Origin of the sequence: Leclercia sp. UBA5076, assembly GCF_002416465.1 — a bacterium.
In the GTDB taxonomy this organism is placed as follows: domain Bacteria; phylum Pseudomonadota; class Gammaproteobacteria; order Enterobacterales; family Enterobacteriaceae; genus Enterobacter.
In genome coordinates, this window is record NZ_DIAO01000001.1 from 74,282 (window position 1) to 88,849 (window position 14,568).

Genomic DNA, 14,568 nt, shown 5'->3' on the forward strand with positions numbered 1-14,568 from the left:
ATGACAATAACTCCACAACAACTGATTGCGCTGCTACCGCTGCTGATCGTCGGATTGACGGTGGTGGTTGTGATGCTCTCCATTGCGTGGCGACGCAATCACTTCCTGAATGCCACGCTGGCGGTTCTGGGTCTGAACGCTGCGTTAGTCTCCCTCTGGTTTGTTGGCCAGGCGGGGGCGATGGACGTCACGCCGCTGATGCGCGTTGATGGCTTCGCCATGCTCTACACCGGGCTGGTGCTGTTAGCCAGTCTGGCGACCTGCACCTTTGCCTACCCGTGGCTGGAAGGGTACAACGACAACAGAGAAGAGTTTTACCTGCTGGTTCTGATTGCGGCCCTGGGCGGCATTCTGCTGGCGAATGCCAACCATCTGGCGGCGCTGTTCCTCGGTATTGAGCTGATCTCGCTGCCGCTGTTCGGCCTGATTGGTTATGCCTTCCGCCAGAAGCGCTCTCTGGAAGCGAGTATCAAGTATACGATCCTGTCTGCTGCTGCTTCGTCCTTCCTGCTGTTTGGTATTGCGCTGCTCTACGCTCAGTCCGGTAACCTCTCATTTGAAGCGCTCGGCAAGAGCCTCGGCGACGGCATGCTGCATGAGCCGCTGCTGCTGGCGGGTCTGGGCATGATGATTGTTGGCCTCGGCTTTAAACTCTCTCTGGTGCCGTTCCACCTGTGGACGCCAGACGTCTACCAGGGTGCGCCAGCGCCGGTATCCACCTTCCTGGCGACGGCGAGCAAGATCGCTATCTTCGGGGTGGTGATGCGTCTGTTCCTCTACGCCCCGGTGGGTGACAGCGAAGCGGTTCGCGTAGTGCTGGGCGTGATCGCCTTTGTCTCCATCATCTTCGGTAACCTGATGGCGCTGAGCCAGACCAACATCAAGCGTCTGCTCGGTTACTCCTCCATCTCCCACCTCGGCTATCTGATGGTGGCGCTGATTGCCCTGCAGAGCGGTCAGATGTCCATGGAGACCGTGGGTGTCTACCTGGCCGGTTACCTGTTCAGCAGCCTCGGCGCCTTCGGCGTGGTGAGCCTGATGTCCAGCCCGTACCGTGGCCCGGATGCCGACTCGCTCTTCTCCTACCGTGGTCTGTTCTGGCACCGTCCGATCCTCTCCGCGGTGATGACCGTGATGATGCTCTCGCTGGCAGGTATCCCGATGACGCTCGGCTTTATCGGGAAGTTCTATGTGCTGGCAGTGGGTGTGCAGGCCGGTCTGTGGTGGCTGACGGCGGGTGTCGTTATCGGCTCCGCGATTGGTCTCTACTACTACCTGCGCGTTGCCGTGAGCCTCTACCTGAGTGCGCCTCAGCAGCTCAACCGCGATGCGCCAGGCAACTGGCAGTACAGCGCCGGCGGTATTGTGGTGCTCATCTCCGCGCTGCTGGTGCTGATCTTCGGTATCTATCCGCAGCCGCTGATCACCATCGTGCAGCATGCGATGCCGCTGATGTAAAAACGGCAGAAAAAAAAACCCGCTTCGGCGGGTTTTTTTATTGCCGGGTGGCGCTGCGCTTACCCGGCCTACAAAACCGTAGGCCCGTGCAAGCGAAGCGCCGCCGGGCTTAAGCCAGCTGCTTACGGCTAATCAGCGGCCCGTCGATTTTCTTGTTGGCGCGCTCCAGCACCTCTTCAATCACCGATGACAGCTCGTTCAGCTCGAACTTCGCCACGTATCCATCGGCTTTCACCTTGCGGATATGATCTTCGTTGGCGTTACCGGACAGGGAAGAGTGGATCACCACCGGAATATCCTTCAGGATGGCGTCGGTTTTGATTTTGCGCGTCAGGGTAAAGCCATCCATCTCCGGCATCTCAAGGTCGGTCAGCACCAGCGAGATCTTATCGGTAATGGGCACCCCTTCCGCCTGGGCCTGCGCGGCCAGCACGCCGATCTTCTCCCAGGCCTCTTTGCCGGTGATATGCAGCTGCGCCGGGATCTGCATCGCCTGCAGCCCTTTTTCCAGCATTGAGCGCGCCACTTTGGAGTCTTCTGCCACAATCGCCACCGCACCCGGCTTGATATTGAATTTGGTGATTTTCAGATCGGTAGCATGCAGGTCGTGGTTAGCCGGAGTGATGTCATAGAGGATCTGCTCAACGTCCAGCACCATCGCCAGATCGTTGGTATCCGTCTTCTCATCCAGACAGGCGATACTGGTGATATAGCGTCCGCTGACCGCGGTTTCCGCCGCATGCACCTGCTTCCAGTCCAGGCGCATGATATTTTCGACCGACTCCACGGCAAACGCCTGGACGCTACGGGCATACTCGGTGATCAGCAAAATGTTCAGCCCCGTCGTTGGCTTGCAGCCTGCCACCGCGGCCAGGTCGATAACCGGGATCACCTGATCGCGAATATTAACCATACCCATCAGGGGCGACTTCATCCCCGCCGGTTTGGTGAACGAGGGCATGGGCACAATCTCGCGAAGCTTAAAGACGTTGATGCCGAACAGCTCAGATTTGTTTTCATTCATTGAGCGGCCAAGACGAAACAGCAGCAGCTCAAATCGGTTCGACAGAGTAAGATTTGCCCTGTCATCAATGTCTTTCTGGAAGTTATCCATGTTTGCCCCTCAGTGAAAAATACCGGCCTGATAGGGTTATCGGCAGTTTCGGGGAAAACCAGAGCATTAAACGCGCACGGTAGCAAAATCTTCTGCCAGCTCGCTGGCAGCAAAGATGGCGCAACACTCCGCCAGCAGCATGGCGCAGCCTTCGGCGTCGTAACGGGAGCTGACGTGGGTGACGATCAGTTTTTTTACCTGCGCGTCGCGGGCAAGCCTGGCCGCCTGATGCGTGGAGCTGTGGCCGCGGCTATTGGCTTTCTCCTCCATCGCTACCTCCAGGGTGGCCTCATGCACCAGCAGATCGACGCCCTGAGCCAGCGCAAGGGCGTTGTCGCAGGGGGCGGTATCCCCGAAGAGGGCCAGCTTCTTACCCGGACGGGGCGGGGAGAGATACGCCGCACCGTTGATGGTTCGGCCATCTTCCAGGGTGACGCTTTCGCCGCGTTTTAGCTGCTGAAACAGCGGGCCGAAGGGCACTCCCGCGGCAATCAGCGCGGCACCGTCCAGCGCGCCGGGTTTATCCCGCTCTTCAATGCGAAAACCGTAACACTCCACGGGGTGATTGAGCGCCGCGGCGGTCACCGTGTAGGCATCATCTTTGAACACCACGCCCGGTTTGATCTCAATAATCTCGAGGGGATAATCCGTCCACGAGCCGCTGATCCGCAGGCTGGTTTCAACAAACTCCCGGATACCGGGCGGGCCGTAAATGGTCAGCGGCTGGATATTGCCTGCCATCGAGCGGCTGCAGAGCAGCCCCGGCAGGCCAAAAAGGTGGTCCCCGTGCAGGTGAGTAATGAAAATTTTATCCAGCTTGCCGGGATGCGCGGCGGTGCGCAGCAGCTGGTGCTGCGTGCCTTCGCCGCAGTCAAACATCCACAGCCCGCCGCGGGTGGGGTGCTGGAGATCCAGCAAAATTGAGGTGACGTTGCGCGTACGGGTCGGTACGCCAGCGGATGTTCCTAAAAAAAACAGCTCCATAATGCACTCAGCCTCTGCACCGGGGATGAAAAGTCATTAGTATAACGGCTCCCCTCACGATAAGGAGACCCCAATGATCCAGTGGCAAGATCTGCACCATAGCGAGCTGTCCGTTCCTGTGCTTTACGCCTTACTTCAACTGCGCTGTGAGGTGTTTGTCGTTGAGCAAACCTGCCCCTATCAGGACATTGACGGCGAAGACCTGGTGGGGGAGAACCGCCATATCCTCGGCTGGAAAGATAACCGGCTGGTGGCGTATGCGAGGATTCTGAAAAGTGACGACGATTTCTCCCCCGTTGTGATTGGCCGCGTGATTATCAGCCGTGAGGTGCGGGGCGAGAAGCTGGGCTATGCCCTGATGGAGCACGCGCTGCGTTCCTGCGAAAATAACTGGCCCGACAAGGCGTTATACCTCGGGGCGCAGGCGCATCTGCACACTTTTTATGCCCGTTTTGGCTTTGTGCAGGTGACGGATATCTACGACGAAGATAGCATTCCGCACGTGGGTATGGCGAAAGAGGTACAACAAGCGTAGCAGGCGGAATCGTCAAGCATTGTCTATAGTTACGGAACTGATGCAACCACATGGAGAACACTATGTCTTATCAATCATCGGATAACCATGTAGATGACGATCTGACCCTGCTGAGTGAAACCCTGGAGGAGGTCTTACGCTCTTCCGGCGATCCGGCCGATCAGAAATACATTGAGCTAAAAGCGCGTGCTGAGCAGGCTCTGCATGATGTGAAAACGCGCGTGGGTCATGCGTCCGATCAATACTATTACAAGGCCAAAAAAGCGGTCTATCGTGCGGATGATTATGTCCGTGAAAAGCCGTGGCAGGGGATTGGCGTAGGCGCCGCCGCCGGCCTGGTGTTGGGTATTTTACTCGCCCGCCGTTAACAACACAGCACGAACGCTTCTCCCTGCCAACTCGGGGTACTGCTTTTTCTGTTTAGTACCCCTTATAATGTGAGGTTTTTGAGCTGGGAGAAGTTCGCGTGCACTCGATTTCCACCGCGCTGAAAGGCCTTTGCCAACAATTAGCTGACGATTTTCCCGATACCCCAGGCCTGCATTATCTCGATGTCTCCTTTGCCCTCAACGACGCGTTTGATCCGCTCGGCTGGCTGAATGCCCAGCACATCTACCCGCAGTTCTACTGGCAGCAGCGCAATGGCGACGAAGAGTATGCTGCTCTCGGAGCGATAACGCATTTCTCCTCGTTATCCGTTGCCCGTCAGTTTTTAAACCGTTATCCACACGCACCCGACCTGAGAGTGGTGGGCGTTAATGCCTTCGATCCAAAGCAGGGCAGCCTGTTCCTGCCGCGCCTTTTGTGGCAGCGCTTCGGCGGGACCGCAACGTTGCGCCTGGTGCTCTGGAGCGACACCTCCCTGAAAGCGGAGGCCCAGCGCGCGCGGGAGTTTATGCAGACTTTGGCGGAGAGCCAGCCTGTCGCCCCGGTCACGCAGGCGGTGGTGAGCGAAACGCATCTCCCTGACCGGGCCGGCTGGCTTCAGCTGATTACCCGGGCGACAGAGGCTATCGGCCGGGGGGCATTCGATAAAGTGGTGCTGGCCCGGGCGACAGATTTGCAGTTTAACGAGGCGGTAAACCCCGCCGCGCTGATGGCGGCCAGCCGGCAGGTCAACTTCCAGTGCTATCACTTCTTTATGCGCCCTGATGCCAGCCGGGCGTTTCTCGGCTCATCGCCGGAACGGCTGTGGCGGCGGCGCGGTTTGCTGCTGCGCACCGAAGCGCTGGCCGGTACCGTTGCCAGCCATCCGGACGATGCCCATGCCGCACGGCTGGGTAACTGGCTGATGACCGACGATAAAAACCAGCGGGAAAATATGCTGGTGGTTGAGGACATCTGCCAGCGCCTGCAGCGGGAAAACGGGGTGCTTGATGTCCTCCCGCCGCAAATCGTGCGCTTGCGGAAGGTTCAGCATTTACGCCGCTGCATCTGGACCGCGCTGCAACAGCCGGACGATGAACAGTGCCTGCTGCGCCTGCAGCCTACCGCGGCCGTTGCCGGTCTGCCGCGCCAGGCGGCGTGGGATTTCATCGCCCACAATGAACCCTTCGACCGGGAGTGGTATGCCGGTTCCGCCGGGTATCTCTCGTTAGCACAAAGCGAGTTCTGCGTGGCGCTGCGTTCGGCAAGCGTTGAGGAGAGCTGTGTTCGCCTGTATGCCGGGGCGGGGATCGTCAGCGGTTCTGACCCCGATCAGGAGTGGCAGGAGATTGAAAATAAAGTAGCCGGGCTGCGCTCTCTGCTCCTAAAGGATTAATACTGAGTCATACATTCCCGATTCATATCAAAATTACATCTTTCTCTATTATTTATACTACGTCGCAATATTGATACCGGACAATTCCATGTCAGTGAGTTCCTTTAACCGGCGCTGGGCGGCGGTGATCCTTGAAGCCCTGACCCGCCATGGCGTCAGGCATGTTTGCATTGCGCCCGGCTCGCGCTCAACGCCGTTGACCCTGGCCGCCGCCGAAAACCGCGCCTTTATTCATCACACCCATTTTGATGAGCGCGGTCTCGGCCATCTGGCGCTGGGGCTGGCAAAAGCCAGCCATGAGCCGGTGGCGGTGATTGTGACCTCCGGCACGGCGGTGGCTAACCTCTATCCCGCATTGATCGAAGCCGGTCTGACCGGTGAAAAACTGGTGCTGCTGACGGCAGATCGTCCTCCGGAGCTGATCGACTGCGGCGCCAATCAGGCCATTCGCCAGTCGGGGATTTTTGCCACCCATCCGACAGAAACCCTGTCGCTGCCGCGTCCGACCCGCGATATTCCCGCCCGCTGGCTGGTTTCGACGGTGGATAACGCCCTGGGCGGGCTGCGTGCCGGGGCGCTGCACATCAACTGTCCGTTTGCCGAGCCGCTGTATGGCGAAATGGATGATACCGATCTTGAGTGGCAGCAGGCCCTGGGCGACTGGTGGCAGAGCGATAAACCTTGGCTGCGCGCTCCGGCGGCGCTTTCAAGCCCCCAACAGCGCGACTGGTTCTTCTGGCGGCAGAAACGCGGTGTGGTCATCGCGGGCAGGATGAGCGCCGAGGAAGGCAAGCAGGTAGCGCAGTGGGCGCAACGGCTTGGCTGGCCGCTGATTGGCGACGTGCTCTCCCAGACCGGCCAGCCGCTGCCGTGCGCGGATCTCTGGCTCGGCAACGCCAGAGCCGTGACCGAACTGGAGCAGGCGCAGATTGTGGTGCAGCTTGGCGGCAGCCTGACGGGTAAACGTCTTCTGCAGTGGCAGGCCACCTGCAGGCCGGAAGAGTACTGGCTGGTCGATTCCCGCGAAGGGCGGCTGGATCCTGCGCACCATCGTGGCCGTCGGCTGGTATCCAGCGTGGCCGAGTGGCTGGAGCTGCATCCGGCGGAAAAACGTGCCCCCTGGGCAACCGACATTCCTGAACTCTCTCGCCAGGCCTGGGAACTGACGGCGCAACACAGCGACGCATTCGGTGAAGCGCAGCTGGCCCACCGCATCCATCGCTATCTGCCCGAACAGGGGCAGTTGTTTGTGGGCAACAGCCTGGTGGTGCGTCTGATTGACGCCTTCTCCCGCCTGCCGGCGGGCTACCCGGTATTCAGTAACCGTGGCGCCAGCGGTATCGACGGTCTGATTTCAACCGCAGCAGGGGTTCAGCGCGCGAATGCCCGTTCGACGCTGGCGATCGTCGGCGATCTCTCGGCGCTGTACGATCTGAACGCGCTGGCGCTGCTTCGTCAGGCTTCGGCGCCCTTTGTGCTGCTGGTGATCAACAACAATGGCGGCCAGATTTTCTCCCTGTTGCCGACGCCGCAGAGCGAACGGGAACGCTTTTATCTGATGCCGCAGAACGTGCAGTTTGAACATGCGGCGGCGATGTTCAGCCTCAAGTATCAGCGCCCGGAAAACTGGGCGGAGCTGGAGAGCGCGCTCAGCACGGCGTGGAGCAAACCCGGCACCACGCTAATCGAGGTGGTGGTAAACGACAGCGACGGGGCGCAGATGCTGCAAAACCTGCTGGCGCAGGTAAGCCATCTATGATCCTCGCGGGAACCCAGCGTAAAGGTCAGCCGGATAAACCCTGGCTGGTTTTCCTGCACGGTTTTTCCGGCGATTGCCGCGAATGGCAGGTGTCAGGGGAGCGCCTGAGCGATTATTCCCGCCTCTATCTCGATCTCCCGGGACACGGAGAGTCGGCCTCCATTGTGGTGAGTGATTTCCATCATCTCAACGGCTTGCTCAATCGCACTCTGATTAGTTACAACATACTAAATTACTGGCTGGTGGGGTACTCCCTCGGCGGCCGCATTGCGATGTATCACGCCTGCCAGCGGCCCGGGGGGCTACAGGGGCTGATTGTGGAGGGGGCGCATCCGGGGTTGAGCGATGAACACGCGCGGACGAGCCGTCGCGCCTCCGATGCGCAGTGGGCGGCACGCTTGCGCCATGAACCTCTGGCGTCGGTATTTGACGACTGGTATCAGCAGCCGGTATTTGCCTCGCTAACCCCCGCGCAGCGCGAACAGCTTGTCGCCCTGCGTAGCCAGAATAATGGTCCAGCTCTGGCCGCCATGCTCCAGGCGACGTCGCTTGCCGAACAAGCCGATTTACGCCCTGAGCTCGCCTCGTGCGCACTTCCTTTTTTCTATCTCTATGGCGAACAGGACCCTAAGTTTCGGGATATTGCCCGGCAGCTTACCGCCACCCGCCATGAAATTCATCACGCCGGACATAACGCCCATCGGGAAAACCCCGCTGCGGTGGCTGAGCGTCTGGCCCAGATACTCCCTCTTTCAATTAAGGACACTCTATGATCTACCCTGATGAAAACATGCTCTATGCACCGGTGGAATGGCTGGACTGCTCCGAAGGCTATACCGACATTCGCTACCACAAGTCCACTGACGGCATCGCCAAAATCACCATTAACCGTCCAGAGGTGCGTAACGCGTTTCGCCCGTTAACCGTCAAAGAGATGATTCAGGCCCTGGCGGATGCGCGCTATGACGACAACATCGGCGTTATCGTCCTGACCGGGGAAGGTGAAAAAGCGTTCTGCTCCGGTGGCGATCAGAAAGTACGCGGTGACTACGGCGGATACCAGGACGATGCGGGTACCCATCACCTGAACGTGCTCGACTTCCAGCGTCAGATCCGCACCTGCCCGAAACCGGTTGTCGCAATGGTGGCGGGCTACTCCATCGGCGGTGGTCACGTGCTGCATATGATGTGCGATCTGACCATTGCCGCAGAGAACGCCATCTTCGGCCAGACCGGACCGAAAGTCGGCTCCTTCGACGGCGGCTGGGGTGCCTCTTACATGGCGCGCATTGTCGGTCAGAAAAAGGCGCGTGAAATCTGGTTCCTCTGCCGCCAGTACAATGCTCAGGAGGCGCTGGATATGGGCCTGGTGAACACCGTGGTGCCGATTGCCGACCTCGAAAAAGAGACCGTGCGTTGGTGTCGCGAAATGCTGCAGAACAGTCCGATGGCGCTGCGCTGCCTGAAAGCGGCCCTGAACGCCGACTGCGACGGCCAGGCCGGTCTGCAAGAGCTGGCGGGTAACGCCACCATGCTCTTCTACATGACTGAAGAGGGTCAGGAAGGACGCAACGCGTTTAACGAGAAGCGCCAGCCGGACTTCAGCAAATACAAACGGAACCCGTAATGCGCAGCGCGCAGGTTTACCGCTGGCAGATACCGATGGACGCGGGCGTGGTGCTGCGTGAACGGCGGTTAAAAACCCGTGATGGCTTCTTCGTGCAACTGCAGCAGGGCGAAGGGCAGGGCTGGGGCGAGATTTCGCCTCTGCCGGGCTTTAGCCTGGAGTCGCTGGAGGAGGCGCAGGCTGCGCTGATGGCATGGGTAGAGGAATGGCGTACAGGCGTGAATCCGCCGCTGCCCGACGTCCCTTCCGCCGCGTTCGGCATCAGTTGTGCGCTCGCGGAGCTCGACGGCAGCCTCCCTGATGAGGCCGATTACCGTGCCGCGCCGCTCTGTACCGGCGATCCGGATGAGCTGTTTGCACTGCTCAGCGCTATGCCCGGCGAGAAAGTGGCGAAAATCAAAGTCGGTCTTTACGAAGCGGTACGCGACGGCATGGTCGCTAACCTCTTGCTGGAGGCAATCCCCGATCTGCGCCTGCGTCTGGATGCCAACCGCGCCTGGACGCCGCTTAAGGCGCAGCAGTTCGCGAAGTACGTCAATCCGGCGTACCGCAGCCGCATCGCTTTTCTGGAAGAGCCGTGCAAAACCCGTGAGGATTCACGCGGCTTTGCCCGCGAAACCGGCATAGCCATCGCCTGGGACGAAAGCCTGCGCGAGGCGGACTTTGCCTTTACCGCCGAGCCGGGCGTCAGCGCCGTGGTCATAAAACCGACGCTAACGGGCAGTCTGGCGAAGGTGCGTGCCCAGGTGGCGGCAGCGCATAGCGCAGGGCTGACGGCGGTGATCAGCTCCTCCATCGAATCCAGCCTTGGGCTGACGCAGCTGGCGCGTATTGCCGCCTGGTTAACGCCCGACACCATCCCGGGGCTGGATACGTTAAACCTGATGCAAACCCAGCTTATTCGCCCGTGGCCGGGTAGCGCCCTGCCGTGCGCGGGCGTTGAGGCGCTGGAGCCGTTGCAATGAGTTTTAGTGACTGGCCGTGGCGGCACTGGCGCGAGCAGCGTGCTGATAAACCGGCTCTGCGTCTCAACGACGAGGTGCTGAGCTGGCAACAGCTCTGCACCCGCATCGACAATCTGGCTGCAGGGTTCCATCAGCAGGGCGTGGAGGCGGGGGACGGCGTGCTGCTGCTTGCCCATAATCATCCGCAGACTCTGCTCGCATGGCTGGCGCTGCTCCAGTGCGGCGCGCGTATTCTTCCCGTTAACCCTCAGCTCCCGCGCCCGCTGCTGGAGGTATTGCTTCTGCAAATGACGCTGCGTTTTGCGCTGGTGCTGGATGGTCACTATGACGGACTCGCCGCGCTTGGCATGCATGCACAGTCTGGCGAATACAGCGTGGCATGGCAGCCTGAGCGGCTGGCCTCAATGACGCTCACCTCCGGCTCTACCGGGCTGCCGAAAGCGGCCGTTCATACCTGCGGGGCGCATCTTGCCAGCGCTGAGGGTGTCCTCGCGCTGATGCCCTACGGCGAGGATGACGACTGGCTGCTTTCGCTGCCGCTGTTTCATGTCTCCGGGCAGGGGATCTTATGGCGCTGGCTGCAGGCCGGCGCGCGCTTAACTGTACGCGAGAAGCAGCCGCTGGAGCAGGCTTTACAGGGGTGTACGCATGCCTCGCTGGTGCCAACCCAGCTCTGGCGTCTGCTCAATACCCACCAGCGGATCGCGCTGAAAGCGGTACTGCTGGGCGGGGCCGCTATCCCCGTTGAACTGACGCAACAGGCGCGTGAGCAGGGGATCTGCACATTCTGCGGCTACGGCCTGACGGAGTTTGCCTCTACCGTCTGTGCGAAAGAGGCTGACGGTGAGCCGGACGTGGGCAGTGCGCTGCCGGGCAGGGAGGTGCAGGTCGTTAACGGTGAAGTGTGGATCAGGGCGCAAAGCATGGCTTCAGGCTACTGGCGCGACGGCGCGCTGCTGCCGCTCACAAATTCTGAGGGCTGGTTTGCCACCCGCGATCGCGGGGAGCTGCATGAGGGTCGCCTGACGATCCTCGGTCGGATGGATAACCTCTTTTTCAGCGGAGGCGAGGGCATTCAGCCGGAGAGCCTTGAGCGGATTATCGCGACCCATCCGCACATCAGCCAGGTCTTTATTGTCCCGCTGAATGACGCCGAATTTGGTCAGCGTCCGGTGGCGGTAGTGGAGTGTGAACCGGGAACGGATTTCACCCGCTTCCCGGAGTGGGTACAGGGCAAAATGGCGCGATTTGAGCAGCCCGTGCACTGGCTGGTGCTGCCAGCAGAACTAAAAAATGGCGGGATTAAGATCTCCCGCCAGGCGTTAACACAGTGGGTGAATGCCCAGCTGTCAGGGTAATTAGCCGATATCGGGCTGCGGCTTACGCTGACGGCGGCGAAACAGGCGCAGCACCGGCGGTACGACCACCACCACAATCGCCAGCGTCAGCAGGATCTTCGCCACGTTGCTGTCCCACAGAATGGAGACATTACCATTGCTGATGGACAGAGCGCGGCGCAGGTTCTGCTCCAGCATCTCACCCAGCACAAACCCTAAAATCAGCGGCGACATCGGGAAGTGCATTTTACGCAAGATGTAGCCGAACACCCCCAGCACCACCATCAGAATCAGGTCGCAGGTGGTGCTGTGTACTGCATACACCCCCACCGCCGAGACGGCCGCGATCGCGGGGACCAGGAACCACAGCGGAATGGTCAACATACGGGTGAACAGGCCAATCAGCGGGATGTTCATCACCAGCAGCATGACGTTAGCAATCAGCAGCGCCGCAATCAGACCCCAGACGATGTCCGGCTGTTCGGTAAACATCGCCGGTCCTGGGGTGATATTGTAGAGCGTCAGCGCCCCCATCATCACCGCCGTGGTACCGGAGCCGGGTACGCCGAGCGTCAGCATGGGAATAAACGAGCCGCAGGCCGAGGCATTGTTGGCCGCCTCAGGTGCGGCGACGCCGCGAATATCGCCTTTGCCAAAGCTGTCGCTGTTGCCGCTGAGCTTTTTCTCCGTCATGTAGGTGATGGCGCTGGCGATGGTTGCTCCGGCACCCGGCAGAATGCCGACAAAGAAACCAATCACCCCTGAACGCAGCGTAGTACCGATACACTGCGCGCCCTCTTTGGCGTTAAAGAGCATCCGGCCGGTTTTACGCACCAGCGTCTGCCCGCTGCTGGTATGTTCCAGCATCAGTAAGATCTCAGAGACAGAGAACAGACCAATCACGACCACGATAAACTGCACGCCGTCGGAGAGGTGAACGCTGTCGAAGGTAAAACGATAGACCCCGGTGTTGGCATCCACGCCGACGGTGGCTAACCCTAAGCCAATCAGCGCAGACAAAAACGATTTCAGTGGGTTTTGCGCCATCATGCTGCCGAGACAGGCAATGGCGAAGACCATCAGGGCAAAATACTCTGCCGGACCAAACGCCAGCGACCACTGGGCCAGCGCAGGCGCAAACAGAATGATGCCGCCAATGGCAATCAGCGAGCCAAAGAACGAACTGACGGCGGAAATAGACAGCGCCACGCCGCCGCGCCCCTGCCGCGCCATCGGGTAACCATCCAGCGCGGTCATAATGGCCGCCGCATCCCCGGGCACGTTGAGCAGTATTGACGAGATACGGCCGCCATATTCACAGCCGATGTAGACCGTCGCCAGCAGGATCAGCGCCGATTCCGCAGGCAGATGCAGGGCAAACGCCAGCGGGAGCAAAATAGCGACCCCGTTGATGGGCCCAAGTCCGGGCAGCAGACCGACGATCGTCCCGACGAAGCAGCCGATCAGGGCGATCACCAGGTTTTCCGGGGTCATCGCCACGGCGAACCCCTGTGAGAGGTAAATCCAGGTATCCATAGCGTGCTCCGTTAATTAAGCCAGGCGCCAAGCGGCAGCGTCACATCCAGCAGGCGGTCAAAGGCGTACCACAGGAAAATGCCCATCATCACACCCGAGATCCCCGCCGCAGGGAGGCTGGCGTTAAACAGCATGCCGATCACCATCGTCAGGATGGCGGTCGCCACCGGGAAGCCGAGCCATTCAAAGCCCCAGGCATACATCAGCAGCACAATGACCATCACCAACAGCCGCTGCAAAATGCGTCTGGGCGGCCACTCTACGGTATCCGGGTGGCGTAACAGCATGGCCACCGAGCAAAGCAGCATCAGGCCGACAATGCCCATTGGAAAGGGGCGGGGCCCCACGGGTTCATAGCTGTATTCGCTGTGGATCTGCCAGGCGACGAACATCCCGCCAATACAGAGCAACAACCAGATCCCGGCAAAAATGCGATCGCTCATAGCGCCTCCGGTTATTTGGCCAGGCCAAACGCTTTTGCCTTCTCGCGGTAGTCATTCACCTGTTTTTTGACATACTCGTCCAGCTGCTTACCGTTCAGGTTGAACTCAAACAGCCCGCGCAGATCGCGCTGCTTTTTAAATTCGTCTGTCTGCTGCAGTTTGTTAAAGTTGTCGACCCACCACTGGTATTCGGCATCGGTCACTTTTGGCCCGACAAAGAAGCCGCGGATAATCGGCCAGACGAGGTCATAACCCTGCTCTTTTGCAGTCGGCACATTTGCCAGCTGTCCCGGCAAACGGTTTTCGGAGAAGACCGCCAGCACGCGGATTTTATCGCCGCTCAGGTAAGGCACCATTTCACTGAGATCACCGGAAACTGCCTGCACGTGGTTGCCCATCAGCGCCGTCACCGGTTCACCGCCGCCCTCAAACGCCACGTAACGCATTTTGTGCGGATCCACTTTCGCCTGCTGCGCCAGCAGGGCGGCTTTCATCCAGTCCTGGCTGCCGATGGAGGCGCCTGCGCCAATCACCACGCTGTTGGGGTCTTTTTCCATGGCGGTGAGCAAATCCTTCAGGGATTTCCACGGGGAATCTGCGCGCACGGCGATCATGCCGTAGTCGGTACCGACGGTGGCCAGCCAGCGCACGTCATCCACGCCGTAGCGGCCAAACTTGCCCTGGGAAAGGTTCAGCAGCGAGCCGCCGGAGAAGGCGACCACCGTGCCGGCTTCCGCCGGACGTTGCGCGACAATCGCGTTATAGGCCACCGCGCCCACGCCGCCTGGCATGTAGGTCACGCGCATCGGTTTTTCAATGGCCTTCGTCTCCAGCAGGCTGACCTGAATCAGCTTGCAGGTGAGATCGAAACCGCCGCCCGGTTTGGCCGGAGCGATACATTCGGTGCGGGACGGAGCGTCCTGCGCCTGGACAACAGAGGCACTCAACATTAATACGCTTGCAGCAACCGTTGAAAGTAATTGTTTTTTCATCGTTTATCCTCACGCCGGCGATCCGGGGGTACGGGTACGGGTTTTTTCTGATTATG

The 14,568-nt window shown here is 59.9% G+C and carries 14 protein-coding genes; 9 read left to right on the forward strand and 5 right to left on the reverse strand.

The features are described 5' to 3' along the window. Complete coding sequence (gene nuoN / locus B3X29_RS00355; protein WP_103180457.1) at positions 1-1,458, forward strand: NADH-quinone oxidoreductase subunit NuoN; 1,458 nt, start codon at positions 1-3, stop codon at positions 1,456-1,458. A gap of 109 nt (positions 1,459-1,567) precedes the next feature. On the opposite strand, the gene B3X29_RS00360 is transcribed toward nuoN, so the two are convergent. After that, positions 1,568-2,572 (reverse strand): chemotaxis protein, encoded by a 1,005-nt coding sequence (locus B3X29_RS00360; protein WP_103180456.1) that lies wholly within the window; start codon positions 2,570-2,572, stop codon positions 1,568-1,570. A 66-nt stretch (positions 2,573-2,638) separates the two neighbouring features. After that, entirely contained in the window at positions 2,639-3,556 is a 918-nt protein-coding gene (gene rnz / locus B3X29_RS00365; protein WP_103180454.1) for a ribonuclease Z, read from the reverse strand. A gap of 73 nt (positions 3,557-3,629) precedes the next feature. Here rnz and B3X29_RS00370 point away from each other — a divergent pair, with 73 nt between their 5' ends. From B3X29_RS00370 to menE, 8 genes are all read left to right on the forward strand, one after another. Beyond that, positions 3,630-4,091 (forward strand): GNAT family N-acetyltransferase, encoded by a 462-nt coding sequence (locus tag B3X29_RS00370; protein ID WP_159339621.1) that lies wholly within the window; start codon positions 3,630-3,632, stop codon positions 4,089-4,091. A gap of 62 nt (positions 4,092-4,153) precedes the next feature. Then, a complete protein-coding gene (gene elaB, locus B3X29_RS00375; protein ID WP_103180450.1) occupies positions 4,154-4,459 on the forward strand; it encodes a stress response protein ElaB in 306 nt (101 codons plus the stop codon). A 98-nt stretch (positions 4,460-4,557) separates the two neighbouring features. Then, positions 4,558-5,853, forward strand: coding sequence for an isochorismate synthase MenF (gene menF / locus B3X29_RS00380; RefSeq protein WP_159339620.1), 1,296 nt, complete (start codon positions 4,558-4,560; stop codon positions 5,851-5,853). An 88-nt stretch (positions 5,854-5,941) separates the two neighbouring features. Continuing rightward, on the forward strand, positions 5,942-7,612 hold the full coding sequence (menD, locus tag B3X29_RS00385; protein ID WP_103180447.1) for a 2-succinyl-5-enolpyruvyl-6-hydroxy-3-cyclohexene-1-carboxylic-acid synthase: 1,671 nt from the start codon (positions 5,942-5,944) through the stop codon (positions 7,610-7,612). Then, a complete protein-coding gene (gene menH, locus B3X29_RS00390) occupies positions 7,609-8,385 on the forward strand; it encodes a 2-succinyl-6-hydroxy-2,4-cyclohexadiene-1-carboxylate synthase (RefSeq protein WP_159339619.1) in 777 nt (258 codons plus the stop codon). The genes menD and menH overlap by 4 nt, the downstream gene beginning before the upstream one ends. Continuing rightward, positions 8,382-9,239, forward strand: a complete 858-nt coding sequence (gene menB, locus B3X29_RS00395) for a 1,4-dihydroxy-2-naphthoyl-CoA synthase (RefSeq protein WP_103180443.1) — start codon at positions 8,382-8,384, stop codon at positions 9,237-9,239. The genes menH and menB overlap by 4 nt, the downstream gene beginning before the upstream one ends. Next, positions 9,239-10,204 (forward strand): o-succinylbenzoate synthase, encoded by a 966-nt coding sequence (gene menC, locus B3X29_RS00400; RefSeq protein WP_159339618.1) that lies wholly within the window; start codon positions 9,239-9,241, stop codon positions 10,202-10,204. Before menB ends, menC begins: the two co-directional genes overlap by 1 nt. Then, entirely contained in the window at positions 10,201-11,562 is a 1,362-nt protein-coding gene (gene menE / locus B3X29_RS00405) for an o-succinylbenzoate--CoA ligase (protein WP_159339617.1), read from the forward strand. The genes menC and menE overlap by 4 nt, the downstream gene beginning before the upstream one ends. Here menE and B3X29_RS00410 read toward each other — a convergent pair whose 3' ends face one another. Genes B3X29_RS00410 through B3X29_RS00420 form a run of 3 tightly spaced genes read right to left on the reverse strand, consistent with a single transcriptional unit; the run spans position 11,563 to position 14,512 of the window. Next, positions 11,563-13,077: a tripartite tricarboxylate transporter permease gene (locus B3X29_RS00410; RefSeq protein ID WP_290503192.1), complete on the reverse strand. Its 1,515-nt coding sequence runs from the start codon at positions 13,075-13,077 to the stop codon at positions 11,563-11,565. Positions 13,078-13,088: 11 nt separating this feature from the next. Beyond that, positions 13,089-13,520 (reverse strand): tripartite tricarboxylate transporter TctB family protein, encoded by a 432-nt coding sequence (locus B3X29_RS00415; RefSeq protein ID WP_159339616.1) that lies wholly within the window; start codon positions 13,518-13,520, stop codon positions 13,089-13,091. 11 nt (positions 13,521-13,531) lie between these two features. Next, complete coding sequence (locus B3X29_RS00420) at positions 13,532-14,512, reverse strand: Bug family tripartite tricarboxylate transporter substrate binding protein (protein ID WP_159339615.1); 981 nt, start codon at positions 14,510-14,512, stop codon at positions 13,532-13,534. Positions 14,513-14,568 lie beyond the last annotated feature (56 nt).